The following is a 24,834-nucleotide window of genomic DNA, read 5'->3' as shown; positions in this document are numbered from 1 at the left end:
TTGGTTTAATCGCTATTATATCGGATTCCTCTATTTTTGTCGATTCACAAATTGATTCGAACTTCAACAAAAACCGCCAGGGGACTGATCAAACCCGATCTTTCACATTAAGTTAGTTTCTGTTAAACTAAGATTTAACGTTTTGCGGAGGTGACGATATTGGATAAGCTTAGCTTACATGATGCATTAAAACAACGAATATTGATCCTCGACGGTGCAATGGGGACAATGATTCAGCAGGTTGAACTCACAGGCGCAGATTTTGGCGGAGAAGACCTGGATGGGTGTAATGAAATGCTTGTACTTACACGTCCAGAGCTGATCCAGCGTATTCATGAGGAATATCTGGAAGCCGGTGCTGACTTGATTGAAACAAATACGTTTGGTGCAACTTCAGTTGTACTTGCTGAATATGACATTCAGGACCGTGCACGTGAAATTAATCTCGAAGCAGCCAGAATTGCAAAAGCGGCCGCGGATCGATTCTCGACACCGGAGTCTCCACGTTATGTGGTCGGCGCTATGGGCCCTACTACCAAAACGCTGTCTGTAACAGGTGGAGTAACGTTCCAAGAACTCATCGACAGTTATTTTGAGCAAGCGCTTGCTTTAATTGAGGGAGGCGTTGATGCGCTGCTGCTTGAAACCTCACAAGATACGCTTAATGTAAAAGCAGGTAGCATTGGAATTCAACAGGCATTCGAGCAAAGTGGTATCAAGCTTCCCTTGATGATCTCAGGAACGATCGAACCGATGGGTACAACCCTCGCTGGTCAGAATATTGAGTCTTTTTATATATCCTTAGAACACCTTAACCCAATTTCAGTGGGACTAAACTGTGCTACAGGTCCGGAATTCATGCGTGACCATATTCGCTCGCTTTCCGGGATGGCTTCAGTTGCGGTAAGTTGTTATCCAAATGCAGGTCTTCCGGATGAAAACGGTAATTACCATGAATCCCCTGATTCGCTTGCTCAGAAGATCGGTGCTTTTGCCGAGCAGGGCTGGTTGAACATCGCGGGTGGCTGCTGTGGAACAACACCTGCACATATTCGGGCAATGCGGGATACACTTGCCAAGTACCCTCCAAGAGAAATGAATGGAACACATCCACCAGCATTGTCGGGAATTGATCCAGTCTACGTTGAACAGGACAATCGCCCTTACATGGTTGGGGAACGTACGAACGTACTTGGATCACGGAAATTCAAGCGTCTTATTGTTGAAGGGAAATATGAAGAAGCTTCGGAAATTGCTCGGGCTCAGGTGAAAAATGGGGCACATGTTGTCGACGTTTGTGTTCAAGACCCGGACCGTGAAGAAGCCGAAGATATGGAGAAATTCCTTGAACTTGTTGTCAAAAAAGTAAAGGTGCCACTTATGATCGATACGACGGATGCAGCCGTTATCGATCTTGCACTGCAATACTCTCAAGGTAAAGCGATAATTAACTCCATTAACCTTGAGGACGGCGAGGAAAAGTTCGAGCTGGTCACTCCGCTCTTGCATAAATATGGCGGTGCTGTCGTTGTCGGAACGATTGATGAACGTGGTCAGGCCATTAGTCGTGAGGACAAGCTGGAGGTAGCCAAGCGATCTTACGATTTGCTGGTGAACAAATATGGGTTAAAAGCAGAAGACCTAATTTTTGACACCCTGGTGTTTCCAGTAGGGACGGGCGATGAACAGTATATCGGTTCCGCCAAAGAAACAATTGAAGGTATTCGTGTCATTAAAGAAGCGATGCCTGAATGTCATACGATACTGGGGATCAGTAACATTTCATTTGGATTGCCTGAAGCAGGGCGTGAAGTGCTGAACTCTGTATTTTTATATGAGTGTACCAAAGCAGGTCTCGATTATGCCATCGTTAATACAGAGAAGCTGGAGCGTTATGCATCCATTCCGGAAGAAGAGCGCAGACTCTCGGAAGAGCTGTTATATAATACGAATGACGAGACACTGGCTGCTTTCGTAGCGGCGTTCCGTAACAAAAAGGTCGAGAAAAAAGAAAAGATTTCGAACCTGTCGTTGGAAGAACGTCTCGCATCCTATGTTGTTGAAGGAAGTAAAGAAGGCTTGCTGCCCGATCTGGAGCAGGCACTGACCAAATATACAGCCCTTGAAGTAATCAATGGACCGCTGATGCGGGGCATGGAAGAAGTAGGGCGACTGTTTAACAATAATGAGTTGATCGTAGCAGAGGTGCTTCAGAGCGCGGAAGTCATGAAGGCTTCGGTAGCTTATTTGGAACAGTTCATGGAGAAGAATGAGACGTCAGTTAAAGGGAAAATTATTCTGGCGACGGTCAAGGGCGATGTACACGACATCGGCAAAAACCTTGTGGAGATCATCCTTTCCAATAACGGTTACCGGATCATTAATTTGGGTATAAAAGTACCACCAGAGCGAATTATCGAGGCGTACAGAGAAGAAAAAGTCGATGCGATCGGTCTATCCGGTCTGTTGGTAAAATCGGCGCAGCAGATGATTCTTACCGCTCAGGACTTGCGTACAGCAGGAATTGATGTACCTATTATGGTTGGTGGAGCGGCATTGACACGCAAATTCACCAAGAATCGTATACGCCCGGAATATAACGGCATGGTTGTATATGCAAAAGATGCGATGGACGGTCTGGATTTGGCCAACAAGCTCATGAACCCAAGCACTCGTGAAGTGATGCAGCTGGAGATGGACGCAGAAAAAGAGGCGGACGCAGCTGGTGCAGAAACCGTTACCTCACTTCCTGAGCTTACACGGGTAGAACGTTCGGATATCGCAATAGACAACCCGGTCCTTGTTCCGCCGGATCTGGAACGACATGTTATGCGAAATTATCCGCTATCACACATCTTACCGTATGTGAACATGCAGATGTTGCTAGGTCACCATCTTGGTTTGCGTGGCTCAGTAGAGCAGTTGCTTGCTTCGGGTGATCAGAAAGCTACTGACCTGAAAGCGGTAGTGGATGATATTATGCAGGAAGCTGTTCGTGACGGGATTATTCAGGCTCATGCGATGTATCGTTTCTTCCCTGCTCAGTCCAGCGGTAACAGCGTCATTATCTATGACCCGGAGGATACAAGCAATATCCTGCATACATTCACGTTCCCTCGTCAAAAAGTTGAACCATACCTCTGCCTGTCCGATTTCTTGAAGCCAGTGGAATCCGGACAAATGGATTACGTTGGTTTCATGGTCGTTACGGCTGGGCACGGTGTACGGGAGTTATCGACAGCTTGGAAGGAGCAAGGTGATTATCTTCGCTCACATGCTCTGCAATCCGTAGCGCTTGAAGTAGCAGAGGGATTAGCTGAGCGGGTTCATCATATGATGAGAGATATCTGGGGATTCCCGGATCCAGCACAGATGACCATGAAGCAGCGTCATGGAGCACGCTATCAGGGAATCAGGGTATCATTCGGATATCCGGCTTGTCCCGATTTGGAAGACCAAGGGCCGCTGTTCAAGTTGTTACAGCCTGAGGATATTGGTGTGGAATTGACTGAAGGTTTCATGATGGAACCTGAAGCATCCGTATCAGCGATGGTATTCAGCCACCCGCAAGCGAAGTATTTTAACGTGGATAAGGCTTAAAAGTAAAAGGTCAGGCAAAGCCCTCCGCATTGTCGGAGGCTTTTTGCTGGCAGCAGAAAGAGGTGCGATCCAGATGGAACTATATTTCCTGGGAACTAACGCTGGTGTACCGACGCTTCAGCGGAATGTAACTTCCATAGGGCTGCGCATGTTGGATGAGCGTAGAGCATTGTGGTTGTTTGACTGCGGGGAAGGAACCCAGCATCAGATTTTAAGTTCTCCGCTTAAATTGAGCAAATTGGAGAAAATATTTATAACCCATTTACATGGAGATCATGTATTTGGACTTCCAGGTCTGCTCTCCAGCAGAGCATATCAGGGTGGTACTACGCCGTTAACGGTGTATGGTCCGCCAGGAACTGAACGAATGATCATGACAACCATGGAGCTGAGTCAATCACGTCTAAACTATGATCTAAGCATTGTAGAGCATACAGGCGGAGTGCTTTTCGAAGACGAGAGCTTCATTGTGGAATCTGCGTTGCTGGAACATCGTATCGACAGTTATGGGTATCGGATTACCGAAAAGGATCGTCCGGGCAGTCTGGATCCTGCAAAACTGGCTGAGTATGGCCTGAAGCCAGGGCCGCTATTTGGTCGCTTGAAGCGGGGAGAAACGATTACCCTCGACAACGGGGACTTCCTTCGCCCAGAAGATGTGTTGGGTGTACCCAAGCGTGGGATGGTCATTACCATCTTGGGAGATACGCGTCCATGTGAAAATGTACAGCCACTTGCACTAAATGCGGATGTTCTTGTGCACGAAGCTACGTTTCTGCATGATTTGGCTGATACGGCTCATGAGTACTATCATAGTACATCGAAGCAAGCGGCTGAGGCGGCAAGAGCGGCAGGTGCAGGACAGCTGATCATGACCCATTTTAGCTCTCGTTACAAAGATGAGGATCAGCTGCAGCCACTTTTGGAAGAAGCACAGTCGATATTCCCGAATACAACACTTGCGATTGAACACGAGCTTATTCCAGTTGTTCACCGTAAGAGCGAATCCTAATGGTGGATGTGCGAAACAGTACAGCCAAACACGACGGAAGAAGAAGCCGTTAATTGCACGGGACTGAGGGGAAGTTACTCCCGAGGTCCCTTTTGCAATCTGGCCGGAAAGCGTGTAGGATGGGCAATATGAGCAGGGAAATGATTCAAATTATTTTCCGGGAAAGCGCAGGAAATGACAAGCTTGTACAGAAGGCGCGCGGGCCAGACGTCTGTGTTCGATTCGGTTCGACGTGTTGCGTGCAGATGCGAGCAATCCGTTTTTCGTAGGGTATACATAGGTTGCCATTGAAGTTCGAGGCAAATGGTTAATGACATGAAATGTTAATGAAATAAAGAAAGGAAGTGCTGTATATGATTAAGGCCTATCTGATCGACCTGGACGGTACGCTCTATCATGGCAGACATCGTATCGAAGGAGCCGATAAGCTTATTCAGACATTGAATGAACAAGGCATGCCTTATTTGTTTGTGACTAATAATTCTTCGCGTACTCCGCAAGGTGTGGCAGATCATCTGAACGGGATGGGTATCCCTGCCGATGCATCACAGGTATGTACTTCTGCGGTGGCGGCTGCGGAATACGTGGCCCAAGAGTCTCCAGGTGCGAAAGTGGCTTGTATCGGAGAAGAGGGGCTGTTGCAAGCTATAGAAGCTGCAGGGCTTACACTAACGGATGATGAACCTGAATACGTAATACAAGGGATTGATCGTGAATTTTCCTATCATAAATTGACCAAAGCGCTCCGCTGGATCAACGGTGGTTCTAAATCTGTCATGACCAACCCGGACTTGCAACTTCCTTCTGATGATGGACTTACGCCAGGAGCGGGAACGATTGGGGCAGCGATAGAAGCTGCAACCGGAGTTCACCCTACCGTCATTGGCAAACCTTCAAGTATTATTATGAAGTCTGCCATTAGCCGATTGAACTTAAAGTCTGATGAAGTTGCTGTAATCGGAGACAATATGCGTACAGATATTGCGGCAGGAGCTGCGGCAGGATGCGAGACAATGCTGGTTCTTACCGGAATAACGACACGAGACAATATGGATAGTCACATCCAGGCGACCAAGGTTCGTCCTGATCATGTGTTTGAAGATTTGCATAAACTGATTGAGTGGCTGTCGCAGACGACAAGCCAAGCATCCAAGAAGGGGTAGATGTACGATGCCAGAATTGCCGGAAATGGAAAACTACCGGACCTTGCTGTCCGAGAAAATACTCGATTTGCCGATTACAGGTGTGGTGGTTAACCGTGAAAAGTCGATTAATATCGATCCTGATGTGTTCACACGTGAACTGACAGGCAATCGTATCATATTTGTAGAGCGCCGGGCCAAACATCTGATCTTTCACCTGGCTAATGGTAAGCGGCTTGTCCTGCACCTCATGCTGGGTGGAATGATTTTCTGGGGCACAGAAGCTGAACGTCCTGATCGCTCCACTCAAGTGGAAATTCAGTTTGGAGAATATACGTTATTCTTTATCGGGCTCCGTTTAGGATATCTGCATCTGCTTACTTCCAAAGAGACGGAAGAGGCTATGTCTGACCTTGGACCTGAACCTCTTGATCGGCGCATGAATGCAGAACGTTTTGCTGCCCTGTTGAAAGGACGTCGGGGGACACTCAAAACTACACTGGTCAACCAGCACATTATTGCAGGCATCGGAAATTGTTATTCAGATGAGATTGCATTTGCAGCAGGCCTGAGACCAAGCTCCAAGACGCAAAATATTGCCGCTTCGCCTGAACTCACAGCACGTTTGTACCATTCTGTGCAATCCGTGTTGCGGGAAGCTGCATCGGAAGGCGGTTATATGGAAATGCCGCTGATGCAGGGAGACACCAAGACGGGAAGTTTTGACGAGCAGTGTCGAGTGTATGATCGTGAAGGGGAAACTTGCCCTCGTTGTGGGGGAACGATAGCACGCGTGGAAATTACGGGCAAGAAGGCTTTTTTCTGTCCGGATTGCCAGCATGAGGCCTAAAAGCGGAATCGGGGCACATGTCAGCACCAGAGGTGGATTTCTACAGGCAGCCAAACGGGCATATGATATGGGGGCTACGGCATTTCAATATTTTCCGAAGAACCCGCGGAGCCTTGGCTTGAAAGAACTGGACCTCAAAGATGCTGAACAGTGTCGGGATTGGTGTGAGACGCAAGGGATATCTTCCATTGCCCACTCACCCTATCCCACGAATCCGGCTTTGGGCAGAACCCGAGGAGAGGCGGGTTTTCATGCAACCATCGCATCGATACAAAATGATCTGCATATTGCAGATGCCTGTGGTTCAGTAGGGACTGTAGTTCACTTTGGACATCTCAAGAGCAATGAACCACTTGAAGGATATCAGAATCTCATATCCTGTCTGGATACCGCTTTAGCAGATTGGAATGGACAGGCTAAGGTTCTGCTTGAAAATCAGGCTGGAGATCATGGTCCCATGGGGACAACGATGGAAGAATTGATACAGATTCGTAAGCTAAGCCGGTATCCTGAACATATTGCTTTTTGTTTTGACACGTGTCATGCTTTTGCTTCAGGCATGTGGACGTCAGGCAATGAGACATCCATGCTGGAGAAAGGCAGATTGTTGGGATATTGGGATGCTCTTGCGGCTGTTCACTTTAATGATTCGAAATATCCTTCCGGTTCATGCAAGGACAGACATGCACGGATTGGACAGGGTTATATAGGAAAAAAAGCGATGCAGGAACTGTTATGTGCGCCTGAATTTCAGCAAGCGGTAGTTGTGCTGGAAACCGAATCAGGCGAAGATGGAACACACCGTGGAGACATTGAGCTCATGCGTTCCTGGCTTTAAATGGGGAGAGGAGCGATTGTAATGCATGTTTTTTTGGATGATTACCGGGCATGTCCGAAAGGGTTTGTTTTGGCTACCAATGCAGAAGAGTGCCTGATGCTGCTTAGAGAAGGTGATGTGGACATTCTATCTCTGGATTATGAATTGGGTCCAGATTCGCCGAATGGCGGAGAAGTTGCTGCTTCGATCGTCCGGGAAGGTTTGTTTCCACGTCAGATCTATTTGCACACGTCCAGCATGTATGGCAAACGTCAAATGTACGAATTGTTGTACAGCAATAAACCAGACTCTGTCACCGTCCATAATGGTCCGATGTCGGGTGAGGTTATGCTTCGTGTTGCTGTAGGAGAAGAAAGCTGATGAAGCCGATTACGACCAAAATGTTAATGCGTGGAGTATGGGAAGGCATGCCTCAAGCTGTATTTATCTATACCCCGCTGTGCGGAACTTGCGCAGCAGCACGTCGAATGCTTGAGATCGCCGAACATCTGCTGCCCGAAGGGATTCTGACCGAGATGAATATTCACGATATCCCGGAACTTGTTCAGCAGTTTCAGATTTCAAGCGTGCCTGCGGTTATGCTATTTGATGGAGAACATGATGTGCCCAGAATGGTCTATCGGATGAACTCTGTTGAGCATCTGTTAGGGGAAATCCGAAAGGCGGTGCTAAAATGAGTGTAATCTCGATGGAGCATGTCTCTCTTAGACGGGAAGACAATCAGATTCTGGATGACGTTCATCTGCATGTTAAAGAAGGCGAGCATTGGGTGATTCTTGGGCGAAATGGTTCTGGTAAAACAACGCTGTTGGAAATGATGAATGGATATATGTTCCCGAGTCAGGGGCGCATTGAAGTATTGGGCAACCTGTATGGTCAATGTGACGTGCGGGAGGTTCGGAAAGAGATTGGTTATATCAGTCAGACATTGATTGAGAAACTGACACCTCGAGATCCGGTATGGGAAGTTGTCGCAACAGGAGCTTATGCTTTTTTGCGTTTCTATCAGACGATTCCGGATGATGTGAAAGCCAAAGCGATGAAACTGCTTGATGAAATGGGCTTTGCAAAACTGGCTAATCATCCGCTCGGCACCCTTTCTCAAGGGGAACGCAAAAAAGTAATGCTGGCTCGTTCATTGATGGCAGATCCCAAATTGCTGATTATGGATGAGCCTTGTGCTGGACTTGATTTATATGAACGTGAGAAAATGCTAGCCGAAATTGATCGATTGCGTAAGCGTAATATCACTGTCGTTTATGTAACGCATCACGTTGAAGAGATCGTACCTTTGTTCACACATGTGGCCTTGATCCGCGATGGACGTATTGCTGCGGCAGGTCCCAAACATGAAGTTTTAACACAAGATACAATTAAGCATACGTACGATGTTCCGGTTGATATCCAGTGGGATGATGGACGTCCCTGGATCCGCGTACGTTCTGGAGGGTAACACATTTTGAGTACACAGTCATCTTGGGGTGAAGGAGACTTCTCCCGTTTTATCTGCACAGCCAATCATGGCTTTGCGCCCTATGCTCAGGAGGAATTGCGCCGTACGTTTGGGGCAGTTAAGAGCACGGTACTCGTACCAGGTGAAATTCTGCTTGCCGGTCTTCCGATTGCGGAAGAAGAGGTAGCGATCAAGCTTTTGGAAGCAAGCCCGACGTTTTTACGTCATATTCAACCTGTTCAATTTCAGGAAAATACGGAAGATTCAGCGCAAGCAATGGAAAAATTGATTTCATTTGTGTTGAACCATACGGAGTTAACAGGCACTAAAGTTGCATTGCAGGTTCGTAAAACCGAAGGTGCCTTCTGGCAGGAGAACGCTGCTTCATTGAAACAGCTCTTGACTGAGAAGCTGGATGACCTTGGATGTGAGTGGGTTGTCCGTGATGCGGATCATGTTATATCTGTCTTCGTTGCGGATGACATGTTATATGCCGGTGTATCCAGACCTGATCAAAATCTGTCGGACTGGAGTGGCGGAGCAGTTCGTTTTCAGAAGGAAGAGGGACAAATCTCTCGGGCCAAATTCAAATTGCTTGAAGCGGAGCAGACATTCGGCATCGACTTTACTTCTTTTCACAAAGCATTGGACATCGGTGCTGCACCAGGTGGATGGACCTCTTTCCTGCTTGAGCGCGGGCTTGAAGTTACAGCTGTTGATCCGGCTAAGATGGATGCAACCCTGCTGGAATCGCCAAGGCTCACCTTTTTGAAAAAAAATGCAGGTGATGTACGTTTCCGTGAAGGAGAATTCGATCTGCTCGTATGTGATATGAGCTGGAGTCCCAAGCTGATGAGCCGTCTTATATCGGACCTGTTATACAGCCTTCAATCAGGGGGAACAGCAGTTGTGACCGTGAAGTTACTGCATAAGAAGCCGCTTGCGTTGATTAAAGAAGTCATCGATACATTTGAGCGCTCCCGGATGCAGATTCAGCGTTCCAAACAGTTGTTTCACAACCGTGAAGAAATCACGCTATATATGATTAAGTATTAAGATATTAAAGGCATTAAATTTTATGCTTTACAATACCTTATTGCCTATACTATAATGATACCAATATTAACCATAACAAGTTGAGGGAAAGCATCCCGAAGTGAAGAGTCCGGATATCCGGTCTGTTCCACTTCGGTGAAGCTTTCCCTTTTTTGTTATGCATACAAGGAGGAGTCTATATGAGACATCCGGCCAGGCTCGAGCGTGGAAGCCTGCTGGGAGGAAGATATCGTATCGTATCCATTCTCGGTTCGGGTGGAATGAGCCATGTATATGAAGCAGAGGATTTGAAATTACCAGGCAGAACCTGGGCGATCAAAGAAAGCGTGACGGCGATGCCATACGAAGGCAGTATGGAGTCTGAAGCTGCTCTCCTGACATCTCTGAGGCATCCCAGATTGCCGCAAATCGTAGATTTTTTTGTCCCGGATGAGCACGGGTATACCTATCTTGTGATGGAGTACATTGAGGGGTTGACACTTAGTGACTATTTCAAGCAATGTCGCGGGAAGATTCCGCTTGAACATATGACGGAGTTTGTGCTTCAGTTGCTGGATGTATTAAGTTATTTGCACAGTCTGGACCCGCCTGTCATCTACCGGGATTTGAAACCATCCAACATTATGATTACACCGGAACATGAAGTCAGACTGATTGATTTTGGGATAGCGCGGAGTTATAAAGCACAAAGAGTCGATGATACGGTTAAATTGGGAACGGCCGGCTTCGCTGCACCCGAACAATATGGTTCAGGGCAGACGGATGCACGTTCTGACCTGTACGGGCTTGGAGCATTGCTGCTCTATCTCATGACTTGTGGGACATATACGGAATGGATTCAGGGAGTAGAGAGTTCCATTCGCAGTGATGCTCCGCGTACCTATATTCCTGTTGTGAGAAGGCTGTTGCGATTGAATCCGAATGAACGCTTTCAATCGGCTGATGAAGTTCGTAAGGAGCTGCTGCGCAGACCGGGAATAGCGTCTGTAAGTTCAGAAACGACAGTGACGATAAGCGGAGGGACCAGAGTAATCGCTTTGACGGGGGCATCATCTGGAGTTGGAGTTACGCATACGGCCATAGCCATCAGTCACTATCTGGAGCGGCAGAACTTCAAAGTGGCCATAATCGAGATGTCACCACGTTCCCAATCGTTTGCACGGATTCAACAAGTGGCGCATGCAGGTAAACCCGTGCCAGCAGGCAGACAGTTTGCAGTAGATGGTGTACATTACTGGAAACAATCGGGACGTGCAGACATCCTATCTTTATTGGGAGGCAGCTATCAGTTCATTGTGATGGATCTGGGCAGTGGTCAGGATCAGAACCGGCTAGAAGAGTTTCTCAGAGCCGACTTGCCCATTGTTATAGGTTCGGGTGCCGAATGGAGACAAGCGGAGATTGGATCTTTTGTCCGTTCACACAATCGGTACCCAAGAGACAAATGGATCTACTGTCTGCCACTGGCAGCAGCTGACGCCGTTCAGCGCATGCGCAAAACGTTGGACACTTCGAGTGTATATGGATTGCCTTTACATATCGATCCCTTTGATCGTGAACCACAGGTGGATAAGGTTTTTGCTCATATTCTGACTCATATGATTGGGCAGCTTCCTAAGAAACGTTCATTCTTTGCAAGAAAAAGAGTACATGATTAGAAGAGATTGCGAAAGGAGAGCCTCTTTTGTCTAAATTAAGAAAACAAAGCCGTCAACTGATTTATGCTGGGCTGACGGGAGCAGGAGCAATCGGTTTGCTGTTTGGGGCATATGTCATTTACAATGTCAAAACCATGAGTGATACGAGGGCTGAAGTGGAGGCCCGTTATTCATCAGCCTACGAACAAAAAGAAGCTGAATTGATGCAGCAGTGGAACTCAGGGGCACAGGGATGGGTGACAATACGGGATGTTGAAGCAGGAGAGCCGATATTGCCCGAGGATATCAAACTCATAGCCGTTCCAGATGCACAGGCACCAAGGAATCTGTGGTCCAGCTCCAAGCAGATGGATGGTCAAGTGGCGAAAATAGAATTAAAAAAGGGAACTGCCATTACAACTGAAATGGTGTATGAAGATACCCCGGCACCGCCGGATTTAAGAAACCGTGAACTACAGGTTGTGTTATTACCTTCTTCACTTATTAAGGGAGACATCATTGATATTCGTATTCAGTTTCCAACGGGTCAAGACTACATTCTCCTGTCCAAAAAGAAAGTCGAAAGATTAAATGCAGCTACACTATGGATTACGATGACGGAGGAGGAGATCCTGTCCCTTTCAAGTGCAATTGTAGATGCCTATTTACATAAAGCTTCAATCTATGCCTTAACCTACGTAGAACCACAGTTCCAGACACCAGCGATCCCGACATACCCTGCCAACAATGAGGTGTTAAAACTGCTGGAGAGTGATCCTAATCTTGTGCGGCGGGCTGAAGTCGAGTTGGCGCGGCAGGTACGAAGTTCGTTAGAAAGCTCACTCGCCGCATCCATCTCAGCGCCCTCCCAAGGTGTGGAGCAGGACGTTGCGCAGTCCTCCGTTTCATATAATAGTCGCCCTGGAGCGAATAACTCTTCATCTACTGATGGGGTCATCTGGAATGACGGTTCAGGTAACGGTGGAGCGACTGGAAGTGGCAGCAATGATTCTTCTGCGTCAGCTTCGAGTACGGATGAGCAGAAAAGCTTGCTGACGGGCGGGGAGTAAAACGCAGGAAGAACAATTAATATTCATTTAACAACGTATAAAAGTAACATGAAGGAGCTTTGATAGCTATGCAAACATGGATTTTTGCCGGGTTATGCGAGAAGAATGACCTGATGCTGTACCTTTGCAAAATACTAGCCTCCTCCGGTAAACGTGTCTTGCTTGTTGATGGAACATTACAACAGAAATATGGATACGGCGTTGGGGAAAGTCAGCAATCTCTGCGTATTACAGAATTTGAAGGTTTTGATATCGCATGTCAGTTCGTAACTTCAACAGCGGTTGAGAGTCATCTTGAAGCGAATGGCGAGAAATTGGAGAGTTATGATTACGTTCTTTACGACATGGAAACATCGCACTTTGCATCACGTGAACTATGGCTCATGGCAGATACTCGTGTCTGGGTCAGTGACTATGAACGTTACAATCTAGAACGGGGCAAAGGGTGGCTCAAGCGTTTGCTTGAGGAGCAGTCCCTGCCAGCAGAACTACCATTTCAGCGCATTTTGATTAATGCCGTTGATTGCAAACTGGAAGCTCGATATTTGTGGGCGTATCTGGAAGACAGCCCATTTGTATGGACAGGAGAATCGCTGATATTGCCTTGGGATGAACTGACTGCAGCAGTCAAACTGGAAAACGAGCATCATCGTCGTATTCGCCTGGGGCCATTGTCACGGAACTATAAAAGATCGCTATGCAGGTTAGTGGAGCAGTTGACCGGATGGGAAAATGTCCAGAGTCGCAGGGCCATTAAAGAAGCTGAAAGGATGAGGGCATGAGCAGCATTACGTTTTGGAGTCCTTTTGCAGGAACAGGCAGCACCTCAAGTGCGCTAATCAGCGCCTATGCGATGGCACTACAATATAGGACAAGAATTTTACTTGTAAATACAGGTCCAGTCGGGAGCAGCACAGAAGCTGCCCTTCCACCTAAAGAAATAGAGGACACGGGATCAGCATTCACGTTTGAGGAAGGGGGTTGGGATGCTGTGGAACGGCTGCATACCAGCGGGAGTCTGAACAAGCATAATTTGAGGGACTACACCAAGCCGCTCCTCAAAGATCGTCTGGATTTGTTGACTGGCAGGATTAACAGGCTGGAGCGTTCCTCAGAAGAGCATGTAGAGACATTAAAAACGCTGCTGCACGTAGCCAATGAATATTATGATCTAGTTCTACTGGATGCAGACCGTGCAGGTATACGTGACCAGGTTCTGCTGGATCAAGCCGACTATGTTGTGGTGAACCTAAATCAAAATATGAGGGATCTGGAGTATTTTTTTGAAAAGATCAGACCCGAAAGCCTGGGTGATCAGAAGCTGCATGTCGTACTGAATAAGTATGACCCACATTCACGCGCAACCATTACCAATATTCGTCGGCGTTTTCGATACAAAGGATCGATATCGGTGTTGCCGTATACCACCGGATTTCTGGATGCCTTCAATCGTCGTGATGCGGCAGCGTACTTGCAATTGGAAGGTCTGAGCAACAATAAAGATATGCGTAAAGGGAGCTTTGCCGCAAGTATGGCTGAACTTGCTCGCCTCATTATGGACGGGGCGGGGATGCGAACCGTACTAAAGAGGTTGGAAAGGGGAGCCTGAACTCTGATGCTCTGGAATACCCTATGGTTAATTTTAGTTTTGCTGTTATGCCTTGCGTATGTTTGGTTCAAGTTCAGAGCTTCCCATCGTGAAAAGAATAACCGTGCTCCTGAGCGCGAATCCTTCACAATTGAATTGCTGACGGAGAAAGTAAAGAACTCGCTTCATGAGCTTAGTCATAGTCAACTTGCGGATGCCGGATTACATGAAGAAGAGTATCGGCGAAGAATCAATCAGCGTGCCGAGATGCGCAAGGCGCTTAAAGGTTGTGTATCAGGAAGCATCAGTGACAAAACATATGTCAAAAATCTGATAGGTGATCTGCTTACCCGCAGCCTAGGACTGAATAAGTCAAATATCGATGAAGTCATTTATTTTGGAGACACTGAGTTACTGACGGTTCAGGATCAATTCGAAATCGTGTTTTATCTATACCGGCAGCAATTTGGTGTCGATGCTTTGTCGCGCATGATAGACACTTATGATCTTGGCAGACTGAGGCTGGGTGAAGGTGCAGACGACGGAGGAAGTTACTATATCTCCGAGGAGGATATCCGATATGTGTTTGAATGTGAGTACAGAGAGCTTGGCTTCAGAGAAAAAACGGATATCATCGTTCAACGGATCTACCAACATTACAAAGGCTTCTCGGTGGTTGATGAAATAAGAGATCAACGAATAGATGGCGTTAGTGGTGGTGTGAGCGGCATGCTGGATGCCCTTCAGGATATGGGGCTACGGCAGCCAGCTTCGTGGAATGATCTGCTCGCGGATGGACTTGAAGATGCTCCCCTCGAAGAACCGCTTAGTGGAATGGAAAGTGTCTGGATTTTCTATAAAGGTAAGTCCATTCATCTGCCCTTCCTGTCATTTGGCAGTATCCGTGAACTGAAGAGGGTATGTCAAAATATTTATAAATACAACTATCCGGGACAGCTTTCGGAAGCGAATGGATATAAGGTAAACGAGATGAAGGACGGATCACGCGTCGTTGTTGTGCGTCCTCCCTTTGCCGAATCATGGGCATTCTTTGTCCGGAAATTCGATATTCCTAATGCTTCACTTGAACAGCTGATTACTGGTAACAACGCAGATTTGCCAATCAATTTGCTGCAGTATTTGATGAAAGGCAGTAGAATTACAGCTGTAACAGGAGCACAGGGGTCGGGTAAAACGACGCTTCTTATGGCAATGGTCAAGCATATTTATGCTTCATATACCCTGCGTGTACAGGAGATGGCTTTCGAGTTACAGCTGCGGCGTATATACAGTCGACGTAACATTCTAAGCTTCCGGGAGACCGAGCACATATCTGGTCAACAGGGACTGGATTTACAGAAAAAGACCGATGGTACTGTAAATATTCTCGGTGAGGTCGCAAGTGACGAAGTAGCCGCATGGATGATTCAGATGTCCCAGGTTGCCAGTCTGTTCACCCTGTTTACCCATCATGCCAAAACGTTTCGTGATCTCGTCTTCTCCCTCCGTAATTCACTGCTCAAAACAGGTATGTTCCAACATGAACATATTGCCGAGGAGCAAGTCGTAAGTGTCATTAATTTTGATGTACATATGAAAAAGGACGCAGAGGGTCGAAGATATATCGAACGAATCACGGAGTGTCTGCCACGTGCGAATAAAGGGGATAGCGTGGAAGAACGGGCTGGATTTTCGTTTCGCAATGTGATCGAGTATAGAGATGGCAATTACGTCGTCACAGCTCCGATCTCCATAGGAAGTATTACGGATATGCGGGAGCAGATGACACTACAAGACGCTGCGCTGTTTGAGCAGTTCATCAAGCAACATTGGGGTGATACCTATGACCGTTAAGCTTGTTCTTCTGTTGGTGCTGGGGATATGTGCATGTGGCTTGATAATCACGCTACTTGTACTGAACCTGTTACGTCACAGAGGAGGTGACTCTGCAACTAAATCCATAGGGATCGCTACACTTAACGGCAATCGTATGCTGCGGTGGGGATCGTTCCTGTTACAGTCTTATCGCTGGGGCATGAAAGTGCCGCTGCTCTCTGCGTATATTTTGCAAGTACAGAAACGTATTTCATTCCGGCATGTTGGAGATGAACCAGCATTAAGACGAATGAGTATGAGCGTGGTTCTAATGATCCTCGGAGGATACGGAAGTATCAGTGTAATTCTTTTCCTTATGCAGCCGGGTATCGCCTTTGTCATATTGTCGGTACTCTGCGCTGTCGTTCTGAACAGCCTTGTACTGGATATGTGTTTGAATCGTATGGAGAAACGACTGTTGGTACAGATGCTGGACCTGTTTGCCGACGTGAGACATCGGTATCATCAGCATGGAATGGTAGAGGAAGCACTGTATGAAGCAGCGGAAGCAGGTAAAGGAGAGGCTGCTGATCAAGTGCTGTTGATCTATGAAGCATTGACTTCTATCGATCCGAACGAAGCTTTGGAACGGTACTATGAGATTGCGCCGAATCGCTTTCTTAAAGGTTTTGCCGGTATTTCATATATGGTGATGGAGTTCGGAGATAAAGACAGAGCACAAGGTTCGATTTACTTGAAAGGCCTGGGGAATCTGACGCAGGAAATTCATCTTGAGATTTTGCGGAGGGACAAACTGGACTATCTGTTAAAAGGGTTGAATATCATCGCCCTGGCCCCCGTCCTGTTCACAGCTCCAATTGAACGTTGGGCTAGGGGAAGTTTTCCAACTATGGATGAATTCTATCGCAGCAAAATCGGGTTTGTAACCAAAATATCGATCTACGTCATTATCATACTTGCCTACCTGCTTTTGCAAAGACTTCAGCAGTATGATGAAACCCGCTATCGGACAGGACGCAAACACTCCAGAATGGATCAGTTCCTATACAAGCAGACGTTCATTCGAAAGGTGGCGATGTTGTTTGCGCCCAAACCTGGCAGTACCAATTACAGTCAAACCGTAAGACTGATGCGGGAAAGCAGCTCGGAACTGAAATATGAATGGCTGGCTATACGAAGGCTGATGTTATTTGCAAGTTGTTTTGTGCTGACCATTGGCTGTGTCTTGGTGCTGCATCAGGTTGAACGAAATCATATCTTATATGATCCCGTGAGAGATGACCGGATGTTTGGAGCGATGGGAGAGGAGGAGTTAAAGCAGGCTACAGAAAAGACAAGCTTGGATAAAGCTGTACTCGAGCGCATCGAAATGAAGCGGGGTGCAACTTTTGATGAGATTTCGAAAGCATTGCAGTCCGTAAATCCCGTGCAACTGGATCATGACACACAGACTGAAACTATTGCACGCATTCTGCAGAAGCTGGAAGGCTATAACAAGCAATACCTCCACTGGTGGGAATTAATTATTGCAATGTTGGTAGGTATAACGGGTTATCACATGCCGATCTGGCTAATGATGTTCCAGCGCAAGATGAGAAGTATGGACATGAGGCATGAAATCTATCAGTTTCAGACGGTTATCTCGATCTTGCGAGAGATGGACCGTATGTCTGTAGAGGAGATATTGGAATGGCTCAATCGCTTTGCTGTTATTTTCAAAAGGCCGCTGCAAAAATGTCTGCTGCACTTTGAACATGGGCCTGAGCATGCACTTGAACAGTTGAAAGAAGAAGCAGGTCTGCCTGAATTTCAGCGTCTGGTTGATAAGCTGCAACTTGCACTTGGGAAAATTTCGATTCGAGAAGCATTTGATGATCTGGAAAGCATGATGGCCTTTTATTTTGAACAAAGGAAGCAGGAATACACCAAGATGATTGATGTTAAAGCATCATGGGGAAGAATGATCGGGTTTACACCGATGTATGCCCTGATCTTCCTCTATCTGGTCATTCCGCTGGTAGGTATGAGTTTCCTGCAAATGAACATTTATTATGAACAGATTCAGAAACTGTAACGACCGTTACGTCACAGTCTGAAATAAATTAAAAACGATACAGGAGGATTTATCATGAACAATGCATCAAGCGCTTTAAAGGTGGCAGCAGGCATCTTTCTGACCATCGCCCTTATTACAATTGTAGTTCTGTTGTTTATTTCGGCTCAGGAGGCGACCAAAACAGCGCAAAACAATTTTGCCGATATCCAGACCGAATTGTCCCAAGCTGCATTTACGGTATATGACGGAACTACCATTAGTGGGTCACAAGTCACAAACGCGCTGCGTAAATATGCGGACAAAGACCAGTTCGGGATTCAAGTGATTACAGGTAAAAATAAAGGAGGACAATGGTACGGTAATCAGTTGAACATCTCCCAGGATCTCAATAATGCAGATTATGGTTCTGTTATTAAACCTGACGAGAAAGTGGGTGTTATCAACCAGACCATGAGTGAAAAAGACAATCAATATGTCAATCCAAGTGGTAAATTCAAAGCAATTATCGTAAAAGACAAATCCAATGTGGTAAGAGGGCTTATTTTCCAGCAATCCTGACAGGAGTTGGTTTAACATGTCCCAGAATACACAGCAGCTCATGTTGTTCTGTACGGCGGTTGTCCTATTTGTGACAGCCTGCCTGTACGGGCAGCAGAATGTTCGAATTCTATCAGACGCTTTGAATCACTTGGTACAGACGACAGCAGACATGGAAGGACGGTTGAATACCACGCTGCATATAAGCGAGCCAATCCGTTATAGTGGTGCGGAAGTGTTACACACTGTGAGGCAAATGACAGGGACAACAGTCAGCGTGCAGGTGGACGGGATTGCATATGTCATTGATCCCCTTGTAAACAGAAAAGAAACTATTCCTGTCCAGCTTGCTGCATCGTATACACCCAAGTTCATAAGAAGTGAGGCTGGCGAACTGCTGAAGATTGCATTTTGGAAGGAGGCCAGTACACCTTGATTAATGCTGCATCCAAGCTGCTTGCTGTTTTGCTGGCAGTGATTTTGCTTTATGTTTACCCGGCAGCAGAAACTGCTGATCGACAGGATGACATGGCACGTATGACCGTAGTTCAGACGGTTACCCGTTTTGTTGATGCGGTCAGAACAAAGGGATACATTTCCCCTGCCATGTATGCAGAGTTCGAAGAACAGATGGCTCGAACGGGGAACGTCTATGAGATTTCTATGGAGCACTTGCACAAAAAATATGTTCCTCATTACTCAGATCCAATGGATCAGAGCACATTCTCTGGTACCTATGAAACTGTACAAGATGGCTACTATGCAGCCCAAATTAAAGCAAAGCTGTTTCCTTCGTCCGGTGTGCAGGCTTTAGACGATCCTGGGCGCAGATATACACTGGCAATGGGGGATTTCTTCACAGTAACCATCAAAAATACCAATCGCACACCTGCCATGCTGATTCGTGAGTGGTTGAACGGGTCTGCACAGGCTGCGGCGGTGTTTACCACATATGGAGGTATGGTGCTTAATGAAGATTACTGATCTCTCCATTGTATTTGTACTTATCTTTTCACCTATATTCTGGGTTATCTCTCACAATACAAACAGTGTTCAAGAGGCTCAATATTTAAGCGATCGGTATAAGATGGCACTTCAGAGTGCCGTACTGGATGCAGGGGCTGTGATGCATCAAAATGAGAAGCAAAACGATGAAGCAGGATATGATTCGACCAAATTTGTAAAAGCGGACAAAGAGCTCGCCTTAGCTACGTTTACCCAAACAATGGCGCTAAATATGGGGATTTTAAATGATCCTGCTGCTATACGGGCCATGTTCAATTACATTCCAGCATTAGTCGTGCTGGATTATGATGGTTATTATATTTTCGCGATCGAAACAGAAATGACCGGAAAACTTGAAGAGTCATTCCGGCAAGTTTGGAGTCCCAAAAAGCCCTATACATATTCTGATTCAAATGGTAACAGTATTAATTTCACACTCGATGGGTATGTGTATGCCTATGACGCAGGTTTGGGCAAGTGGGTGGAGGGTTTCCAGAAAGAATTGGCCTCCAGCACGCAAATCCCCCTGCTTCAGAATGCCGAGACGTTTGAGCAGGTCAGACGAAGCCGGATCGTGACAAGTGTGCAGGAAGATTTGGCAGATGTTATTAACCGTCATAATGAGTTTGCAAGAAGGAATGGTGTTTCCTATACCTTTACCATGCCTTTGATTTCTCAGGAAGACTGGTACAATTCAATTAATGACACGGGGCTTATGGCGTTTATTCAGGGAATTCCTGTAGGTAATCAAAAGTTTAACAACTATGCCATTGGTGGTGGCAGACTGGTGAAGAAAACGGCGATTGTTGGCGGAGTTGATCCGGTAAGTGCGATTAAATACTATTACCCATCCACATGTAACAATGGTTACAGAGCTGAAGAAGTGTTTACAAATGCCAAACAAGCGGCAGCGCAAGGGTATTTTGAGTATAGCTGTTCAAATAATTAAAGGCAGTTTATATGAAATATAAAAGCGAGGTTGCATGAGATGTTTGCATTACTTTCAGAAAAGGCGACACCTGTGCTAAAATAGGGTTTCGGAACGATAGTAATGTCCAATAGATAGGAGCAACCTCATCTTATGAGTTTATTGTCAGTAGAGAACGTGAGTCATAATTTTGGAGACCGCACGTTATTTAAAAATGTATCTTTTCGTTTACTTGCCGGAGAGCGTGTAGGCCTTGTTGGTGCTAATGGTGTGGGAAAGTCCACACTGATGAACATCCTTACCGGGAAATTGTTAAAGGACGAAGGGAAGGTCGAATGGACCCCCAAAGTTCGTTATGGATATCTGGATCAGCATACCAAGCTCACACCTGGAAAAACGATTCGTGATGTGCTTAAGGATGCGTTTCAGCCCTTGCTTGAGTTGGAAAAAGAAATGATGTCCATTACCGATCAGATGGCAGACGCCGATCCGGACAAACTCGAATTGTTGCTGGAAGAAATGGGTGACATTCAGGAGCAATTGGAGCAAGGTGACTTTTATCTGATTGATGTGAAAGTGGAAGAGATGGCAAATGGACTGGGCTTGTCCGCCATCGGTCTGGATCGTGACGTTGCCGCGCTTAGTGGTGGTCAACGTACGAAGGTATTGCTTGCCAAGCTTTTACTGGAAAAACCAACTGCTCTTTTGCTGGATGAGCCAACGAACTATCTTGATGTGGAACACATTGAATGGCTGACGCGTTACCTTAAGGATTACCCGTATGCGTTTATTCTGATTTCGCATGATACGGAGTTTATGAATGAGGTCGTTAACGTTATTTATCATCTGGAATTTGCCAAGTTGACGCGTTATGCAGCGAACTATAACAAATTCCTTGAAATGGCCGACATGAATAAGGCGCAGCATATTGATGCTTATGAGAAACAGCAGGAGTATATCAAGAAGCAGGAAGATTTCATCCAGCGGAACAAAGCCCGTGCTTCTACTTCCGGTCGTGCCAAGAGCCGTGAGAAGCAGCTCGGCAAGATCGAACGGATCGATCGTCCAGACGAAGCGGCCAAACCCACATTTAAATTCAAGGATGCCCGGGCGAGTAGTAAAACCGTCTTTGAGGGCATTGATTTTGAAATTGGATATTCGTATGCATTATTGCCCAAAATGACGATGACGATTGAGCGTGGCGAGAAAATTGCCATTGTTGGCTGTAACGGTGTAGGTAAATCCACACTGCTCAAGACCATCTTGGGAAAAATCCCACCAATCAGCGGTAAGACTTTCTTGGGTGACTATTTGGAGACAGCCTATTTCGAACAGGAAGTACGTGCAGGAAACATTACCCCGATTGAAGATGTGTGGAATGAATTTTCTCATCTGACACAGAATGAAGTCCGGGGGCATCTCGCACGTTGTGGATTGAAAAATGAGCATATCACCCGTCCGCTTAACGCGCTTAGTGGTGGTGAACAAGCCAAAGTTCGTTTGTGTAAACTTCTGATGCGTGAAAGTAACTGGATTTTGTTCGATGAGCCTACAAACCATTTGGATGTAACGGCCAAAGCAGAGCTGAAACGTGCCTTGCAAGAATTCAAGGGTACCGTGCTGCTCGTATCCCATGAACCTGATTTTTATGAAGATTGGGTTACCAAAACGTGGGATGTTGAAGCTTGGTCCGAGAAACAATAACGTAATAAATGGAAATGTACGGTGACAAAAAAAAGTGTCTATGGTAACATAGGCTACAGCTTCATATGAACACTAGGGGGGCCGCACGATGCGGCTGAGATGGAAGAATGCGATTCCGGACCCTTTGTACCTGATCTGGATCATACCAGCGTAGGGAAGTGGCGCGTTTCAGCTAATGACAAAGGGCGTTATCGATAACTTTGCGATATGGCCTGCAAGATGATTCATGCGGTTTCTAAGTATACAGCGTTGCGACTATGTTGGTTTCTGTAGTTGTTATGCATTATGTATATATAGAGTAATCCCATGCGACAGTCATTCAGTTGATCCATGAATTCTAAATTCGTGGCCACTCCCCTACGGGAGTGGCTTTTTTGTTGTTTTATATCCGCTTAAATCATACAAGAGGAGGGTGAACAGGACGGAAATCTTCCACGAACAGTTAACAACACGATTATTCGAACTGCATGTGGTTTCACCAGGTACAGGAGACTTGGACTCTTTTCTGAATATTGCTAAGGATATATGGCGGTGGGTCGATTATATCCACATACGGGAAAAAAAGCTGCCCCTTGAGCAACAGATGTATTGGGCGCAAAGTCTCAGAACACGAGGTGTCCCATTTAACCGAATCATTCTGAATGGCTCCACTCAGCTTGATCATCATGCGTTGCTTGGTGGTGTGCATTGGGGTCAAGCAGTTATTCGGAAATACGATAAGGATGTGTTGAGGAGAAACAATCGGCTTCGCGTAGGAGTATCGGTTCATTCTCTGGAAGAAGCAAAAGTTGCAGAAGAACGTGGAGCGGATTATCTCTTTTACGGGCATGTATATGCCTCACCCAGTAAACCAAATTTCGAGCCCAGGGGACTTGCTTCGTTAGCAGAGGTATGCGCTAAAGTTTCAATTCCGGTCATCGCGATTGGTGGGATTGCAACGGAGAATATTGCTGCCATTCGAACTGCTGGTGCCCGTGGAGCCGCTGTGATTTCGTCGATTTGGACGAATGATCAGCCGGAACTGGCTGCCGCTGCATTGCGACTGGCGATTACGGATTCAGAGAAATACGCCGAACCAAGGAGATGATGCCATGAGAAAGGAAGCAAGAAGCCGAAGCGGGAATCGTTCAGGGTATCATCCAGGCACAGTATCGAGGAGTAAAGTTGGAGCAGAATTTCGAGGCAAGCTTCATGCAGAAACCATTATTGTAGGCGGAGGCGTTATCGGTTGTGCTATCGCATGTGAACTCGCTACCCGAGGTTATGACGTTCTTCTGGTTGAGCGTGCTCGGATCGCTGGTGGAACTTCCTGTGCAGCCGCAGGCATGCTTGCCGCTGACAGTGAGGAATTTACTCATGCTGTGATGGCAAAGCTTGCCCGGCAGAGCAGAGCTTTGCTTCATGAGCAGAAGGAACGAATCAGTGCGCTTAGCGGCGTTGAAATGGGGCTGCAACAGCAAGGTTTTATTACTCCTTTTCGCTCATACAGTGAGGTCAGCAGTTACAAGAATAATCGATCGTCTACCTTATCTACAGAACATATTTGGTGGGATCGTGTCGCTGTCCAACAGGAAGCTTCATGGTTAAACAGGGATACGTATGGAGCATTTTACAGACCTTCCGAGAGCGAGGTTCTTCCTGTCAACTTAACGCAGGCTTATGTCAGATCGGCTCAAGCAATGGGTGCAAGGGTGATGGAAGGTGTACAGGATGTCCGTTTGCATACGGATGTGAATGGAGTGCAAGGGATCAAGACTTCAATAGGAACGATGACATCGAGAAATGTCATTATTGCTACAGGGTTACATGGTGAAGAATTGATGAGACATGTGGGTCTGAAATCGCCTGTTTTACCAGTAAAGGGAGAGATTGCAGCCGTACAGTTTTCACCTCACCATGCCGGGTACAGGCCAGACAAAACGGTGTATGCAGAGGATATATATATTGTTCCCAAAGCTAATGGAGAAGTATGGATCGGTGCAACAAGCCTTCCTGGAAGAACAGATATGAACGTTTCGGTGCAAGGCATTCAGAAGCTGCTTGCAGCTGCAACAAACTGGGTACCTGGCATAAAGGAAGCCCATTTTATCCGAGCGTGGGCGGGTGTCCGTCCTTCGACTCCGGATGGATTGCCTTATGTGGGGGCTTGCGAAAGTGTTCCCGGTTTATTCGCTGCTTTTGGACACTATCGTAACGGCATATTGCTTAGTGCGATTACAGCGAGCCTCATGGCTGACTTGATTTGTGGCAAAACCTCGGAAGAGATGGGGATTCAGGACCTTAGTCCAGAACGTTTGAACACAAAGGAGATGTTGCAGTGAATATCATTGTCAACGGACAAACCATGCAAATTGAAGATAGCTTAAATCGTGTGGACAAATTGCTCCATTCATTTAATTTGCAAGTAAAAACCGTCGTGGTTGAGTTGAATCGTCAAATTTTAACGCGGGAATATCATGAAACGACCACTTTAAGAGACGGAGACCGAATTGAAATTGTACATTTTGTGGGAGGCGGTTGAA

General features: G+C 46.5%; 23 protein-coding genes and 1 riboswitch. All 23 genes read left to right on the top strand.

What is annotated here, in order from left to right; all coding sequences use genetic code 11:
- The first annotated feature begins 159 nt into the window (after nt 1–159).
- The 23 genes from metH (at nt 160) to thiS (ending at nt 24,833) form a co-directional block, all read left to right on the top strand.
- Complete coding sequence (metH, locus tag BMY78_RS14680) at nt 160–3,600, top strand: methionine synthase (protein WP_090899918.1); 3,441 nt, start codon at nt 160–162, stop codon at nt 3,598–3,600.
- Between the two features lie 73 nt (nt 3,601–3,673).
- The gene (gene rnz / locus BMY78_RS14675) at nt 3,674–4,612 is read left to right on the top strand and encodes a ribonuclease Z (RefSeq protein ID WP_090902469.1); all 939 of its coding nucleotides are present in this window, start codon (nt 3,674–3,676) and stop codon (nt 4,610–4,612) included.
- A 353-nt stretch (nt 4,613–4,965) separates the two neighbouring features.
- Nucleotides 4,966–5,775, top strand: a complete 810-nt coding sequence (locus BMY78_RS14670) for a TIGR01457 family HAD-type hydrolase (protein ID WP_090899914.1) — start codon at nt 4,966–4,968, stop codon at nt 5,773–5,775.
- 7 nt (nt 5,776–5,782) lie between these two features.
- On the top strand, nt 5,783–6,604 hold the full coding sequence (locus tag BMY78_RS14665) for an Fpg/Nei family DNA glycosylase (RefSeq protein WP_090899911.1): 822 nt from the start codon (nt 5,783–5,785) through the stop codon (nt 6,602–6,604).
- Nucleotides 6,594–7,442 (top strand): deoxyribonuclease IV, encoded by an 849-nt coding sequence (locus BMY78_RS14660; protein WP_090899908.1) that lies wholly within the window; start codon nt 6,594–6,596, stop codon nt 7,440–7,442. The genes BMY78_RS14665 and BMY78_RS14660 overlap by 11 nt, the downstream gene beginning before the upstream one ends.
- Before the next feature lie 21 nt (nt 7,443–7,463).
- A complete protein-coding gene (locus BMY78_RS14655) occupies nt 7,464–7,802 on the top strand; it encodes a cyclic-phosphate processing receiver domain-containing protein (RefSeq protein ID WP_090899905.1) in 339 nt (112 codons plus the stop codon).
- Entirely contained in the window at nt 7,802–8,119 is a 318-nt protein-coding gene (locus tag BMY78_RS14650; RefSeq protein ID WP_053780884.1) for a thioredoxin family protein, read from the top strand. The genes BMY78_RS14655 and BMY78_RS14650 overlap by 1 nt, the downstream gene beginning before the upstream one ends.
- On the top strand, nt 8,116–8,895 hold the full coding sequence (locus BMY78_RS14645; RefSeq protein ID WP_090899902.1) for an ABC transporter ATP-binding protein: 780 nt from the start codon (nt 8,116–8,118) through the stop codon (nt 8,893–8,895). The genes BMY78_RS14650 and BMY78_RS14645 overlap by 4 nt, the downstream gene beginning before the upstream one ends.
- 6 nt (nt 8,896–8,901) lie before the next feature.
- On the top strand, nt 8,902–9,951 hold the full coding sequence (locus BMY78_RS14640; RefSeq protein ID WP_090899899.1) for an SAM-dependent methyltransferase: 1,050 nt from the start codon (nt 8,902–8,904) through the stop codon (nt 9,949–9,951).
- 179 nt (nt 9,952–10,130) lie between these two features.
- Nucleotides 10,131–11,609 (top strand): serine/threonine protein kinase, encoded by a 1,479-nt coding sequence (locus tag BMY78_RS14635; protein ID WP_090899896.1) that lies wholly within the window; start codon nt 10,131–10,133, stop codon nt 11,607–11,609.
- Between the two features lie 26 nt (nt 11,610–11,635).
- Entirely contained in the window at nt 11,636–12,658 is a 1,023-nt protein-coding gene (locus BMY78_RS14630; protein WP_090899893.1) for an SAF domain-containing protein, read from the top strand.
- A 68-nt stretch (nt 12,659–12,726) separates the two neighbouring features.
- Complete coding sequence (locus tag BMY78_RS14625) at nt 12,727–13,440, top strand: hypothetical protein (RefSeq protein ID WP_090899889.1); 714 nt, start codon at nt 12,727–12,729, stop codon at nt 13,438–13,440.
- Nucleotides 13,437–14,267, top strand: a complete 831-nt coding sequence (locus BMY78_RS14620; protein WP_090899886.1) for a CpaE/TadZ family protein — start codon at nt 13,437–13,439, stop codon at nt 14,265–14,267. The genes BMY78_RS14625 and BMY78_RS14620 overlap by 4 nt, the downstream gene beginning before the upstream one ends.
- Nucleotides 14,268–14,273: 6 nt before the next feature.
- The gene (locus BMY78_RS14615; RefSeq protein ID WP_090899883.1) at nt 14,274–16,100 is read left to right on the top strand and encodes a P-loop NTPase family protein; all 1,827 of its coding nucleotides are present in this window, start codon (nt 14,274–14,276) and stop codon (nt 16,098–16,100) included.
- Complete coding sequence (locus BMY78_RS14610) at nt 16,090–18,156, top strand: hypothetical protein (protein WP_090899879.1); 2,067 nt, start codon at nt 16,090–16,092, stop codon at nt 18,154–18,156. Before BMY78_RS14615 ends, BMY78_RS14610 begins: the two co-directional genes overlap by 11 nt.
- Before the next feature lie 54 nt (nt 18,157–18,210).
- Complete coding sequence (locus BMY78_RS14605; protein WP_076289114.1) at nt 18,211–18,696, top strand: ABC transporter permease; 486 nt, start codon at nt 18,211–18,213, stop codon at nt 18,694–18,696.
- Between the two features lie 16 nt (nt 18,697–18,712).
- Nucleotides 18,713–19,111 carry a hypothetical protein gene (locus tag BMY78_RS14600; protein ID WP_090899877.1) on the top strand — a complete coding sequence of 133 codons (399 nt, stop codon included), beginning with the start codon at nt 18,713–18,715 and terminating at the stop codon, nt 19,109–19,111.
- Complete coding sequence (locus BMY78_RS14595; protein WP_090899874.1) at nt 19,108–19,659, top strand: hypothetical protein; 552 nt, start codon at nt 19,108–19,110, stop codon at nt 19,657–19,659. The genes BMY78_RS14600 and BMY78_RS14595 overlap by 4 nt, the downstream gene beginning before the upstream one ends.
- Nucleotides 19,646–20,629 carry a hypothetical protein gene (locus BMY78_RS14590; protein WP_090899871.1) on the top strand — a complete coding sequence of 328 codons (984 nt, stop codon included), beginning with the start codon at nt 19,646–19,648 and terminating at the stop codon, nt 20,627–20,629. The genes BMY78_RS14595 and BMY78_RS14590 overlap by 14 nt, the downstream gene beginning before the upstream one ends.
- Before the next feature lie 132 nt (nt 20,630–20,761).
- The gene (locus BMY78_RS14585) at nt 20,762–22,312 is read left to right on the top strand and encodes an ABC-F family ATP-binding cassette domain-containing protein (RefSeq protein ID WP_090899868.1); all 1,551 of its coding nucleotides are present in this window, start codon (nt 20,762–20,764) and stop codon (nt 22,310–22,312) included.
- A 64-nt stretch (nt 22,313–22,376) separates the two neighbouring features.
- Nucleotides 22,377–22,486, top strand: a riboswitch (TPP riboswitch).
- A gap of 238 nt (nt 22,487–22,724) precedes the next feature.
- Nucleotides 22,725–23,399 (top strand): thiamine phosphate synthase, encoded by a 675-nt coding sequence (locus BMY78_RS14580; RefSeq protein ID WP_177185742.1) that lies wholly within the window; start codon nt 22,725–22,727, stop codon nt 23,397–23,399.
- A gap of 4 nt (nt 23,400–23,403) precedes the next feature.
- Nucleotides 23,404–24,633: a glycine oxidase ThiO gene (gene thiO / locus BMY78_RS14575; RefSeq protein ID WP_177185741.1), complete on the top strand. Its 1,230-nt coding sequence runs from the start codon at nt 23,404–23,406 to the stop codon at nt 24,631–24,633.
- Nucleotides 24,630–24,833 carry a sulfur carrier protein ThiS gene (thiS, locus tag BMY78_RS14570; RefSeq protein WP_090899859.1) on the top strand — a complete coding sequence of 68 codons (204 nt, stop codon included), beginning with the start codon at nt 24,630–24,632 and terminating at the stop codon, nt 24,831–24,833. The genes thiO and thiS overlap by 4 nt, the downstream gene beginning before the upstream one ends.
- Nucleotide 24,834: the final 1 nt, after the last annotated feature.

Source organism: Paenibacillus sp. OK076, assembly GCF_900110055.1.
Classification (GTDB): Bacteria; Bacillota; Bacilli; order Paenibacillales; family Paenibacillaceae; genus Paenibacillus.
Note: the sequence above shows the minus strand (reverse complement) of the source record. Positions and strands in the feature narration are given on the sequence as shown.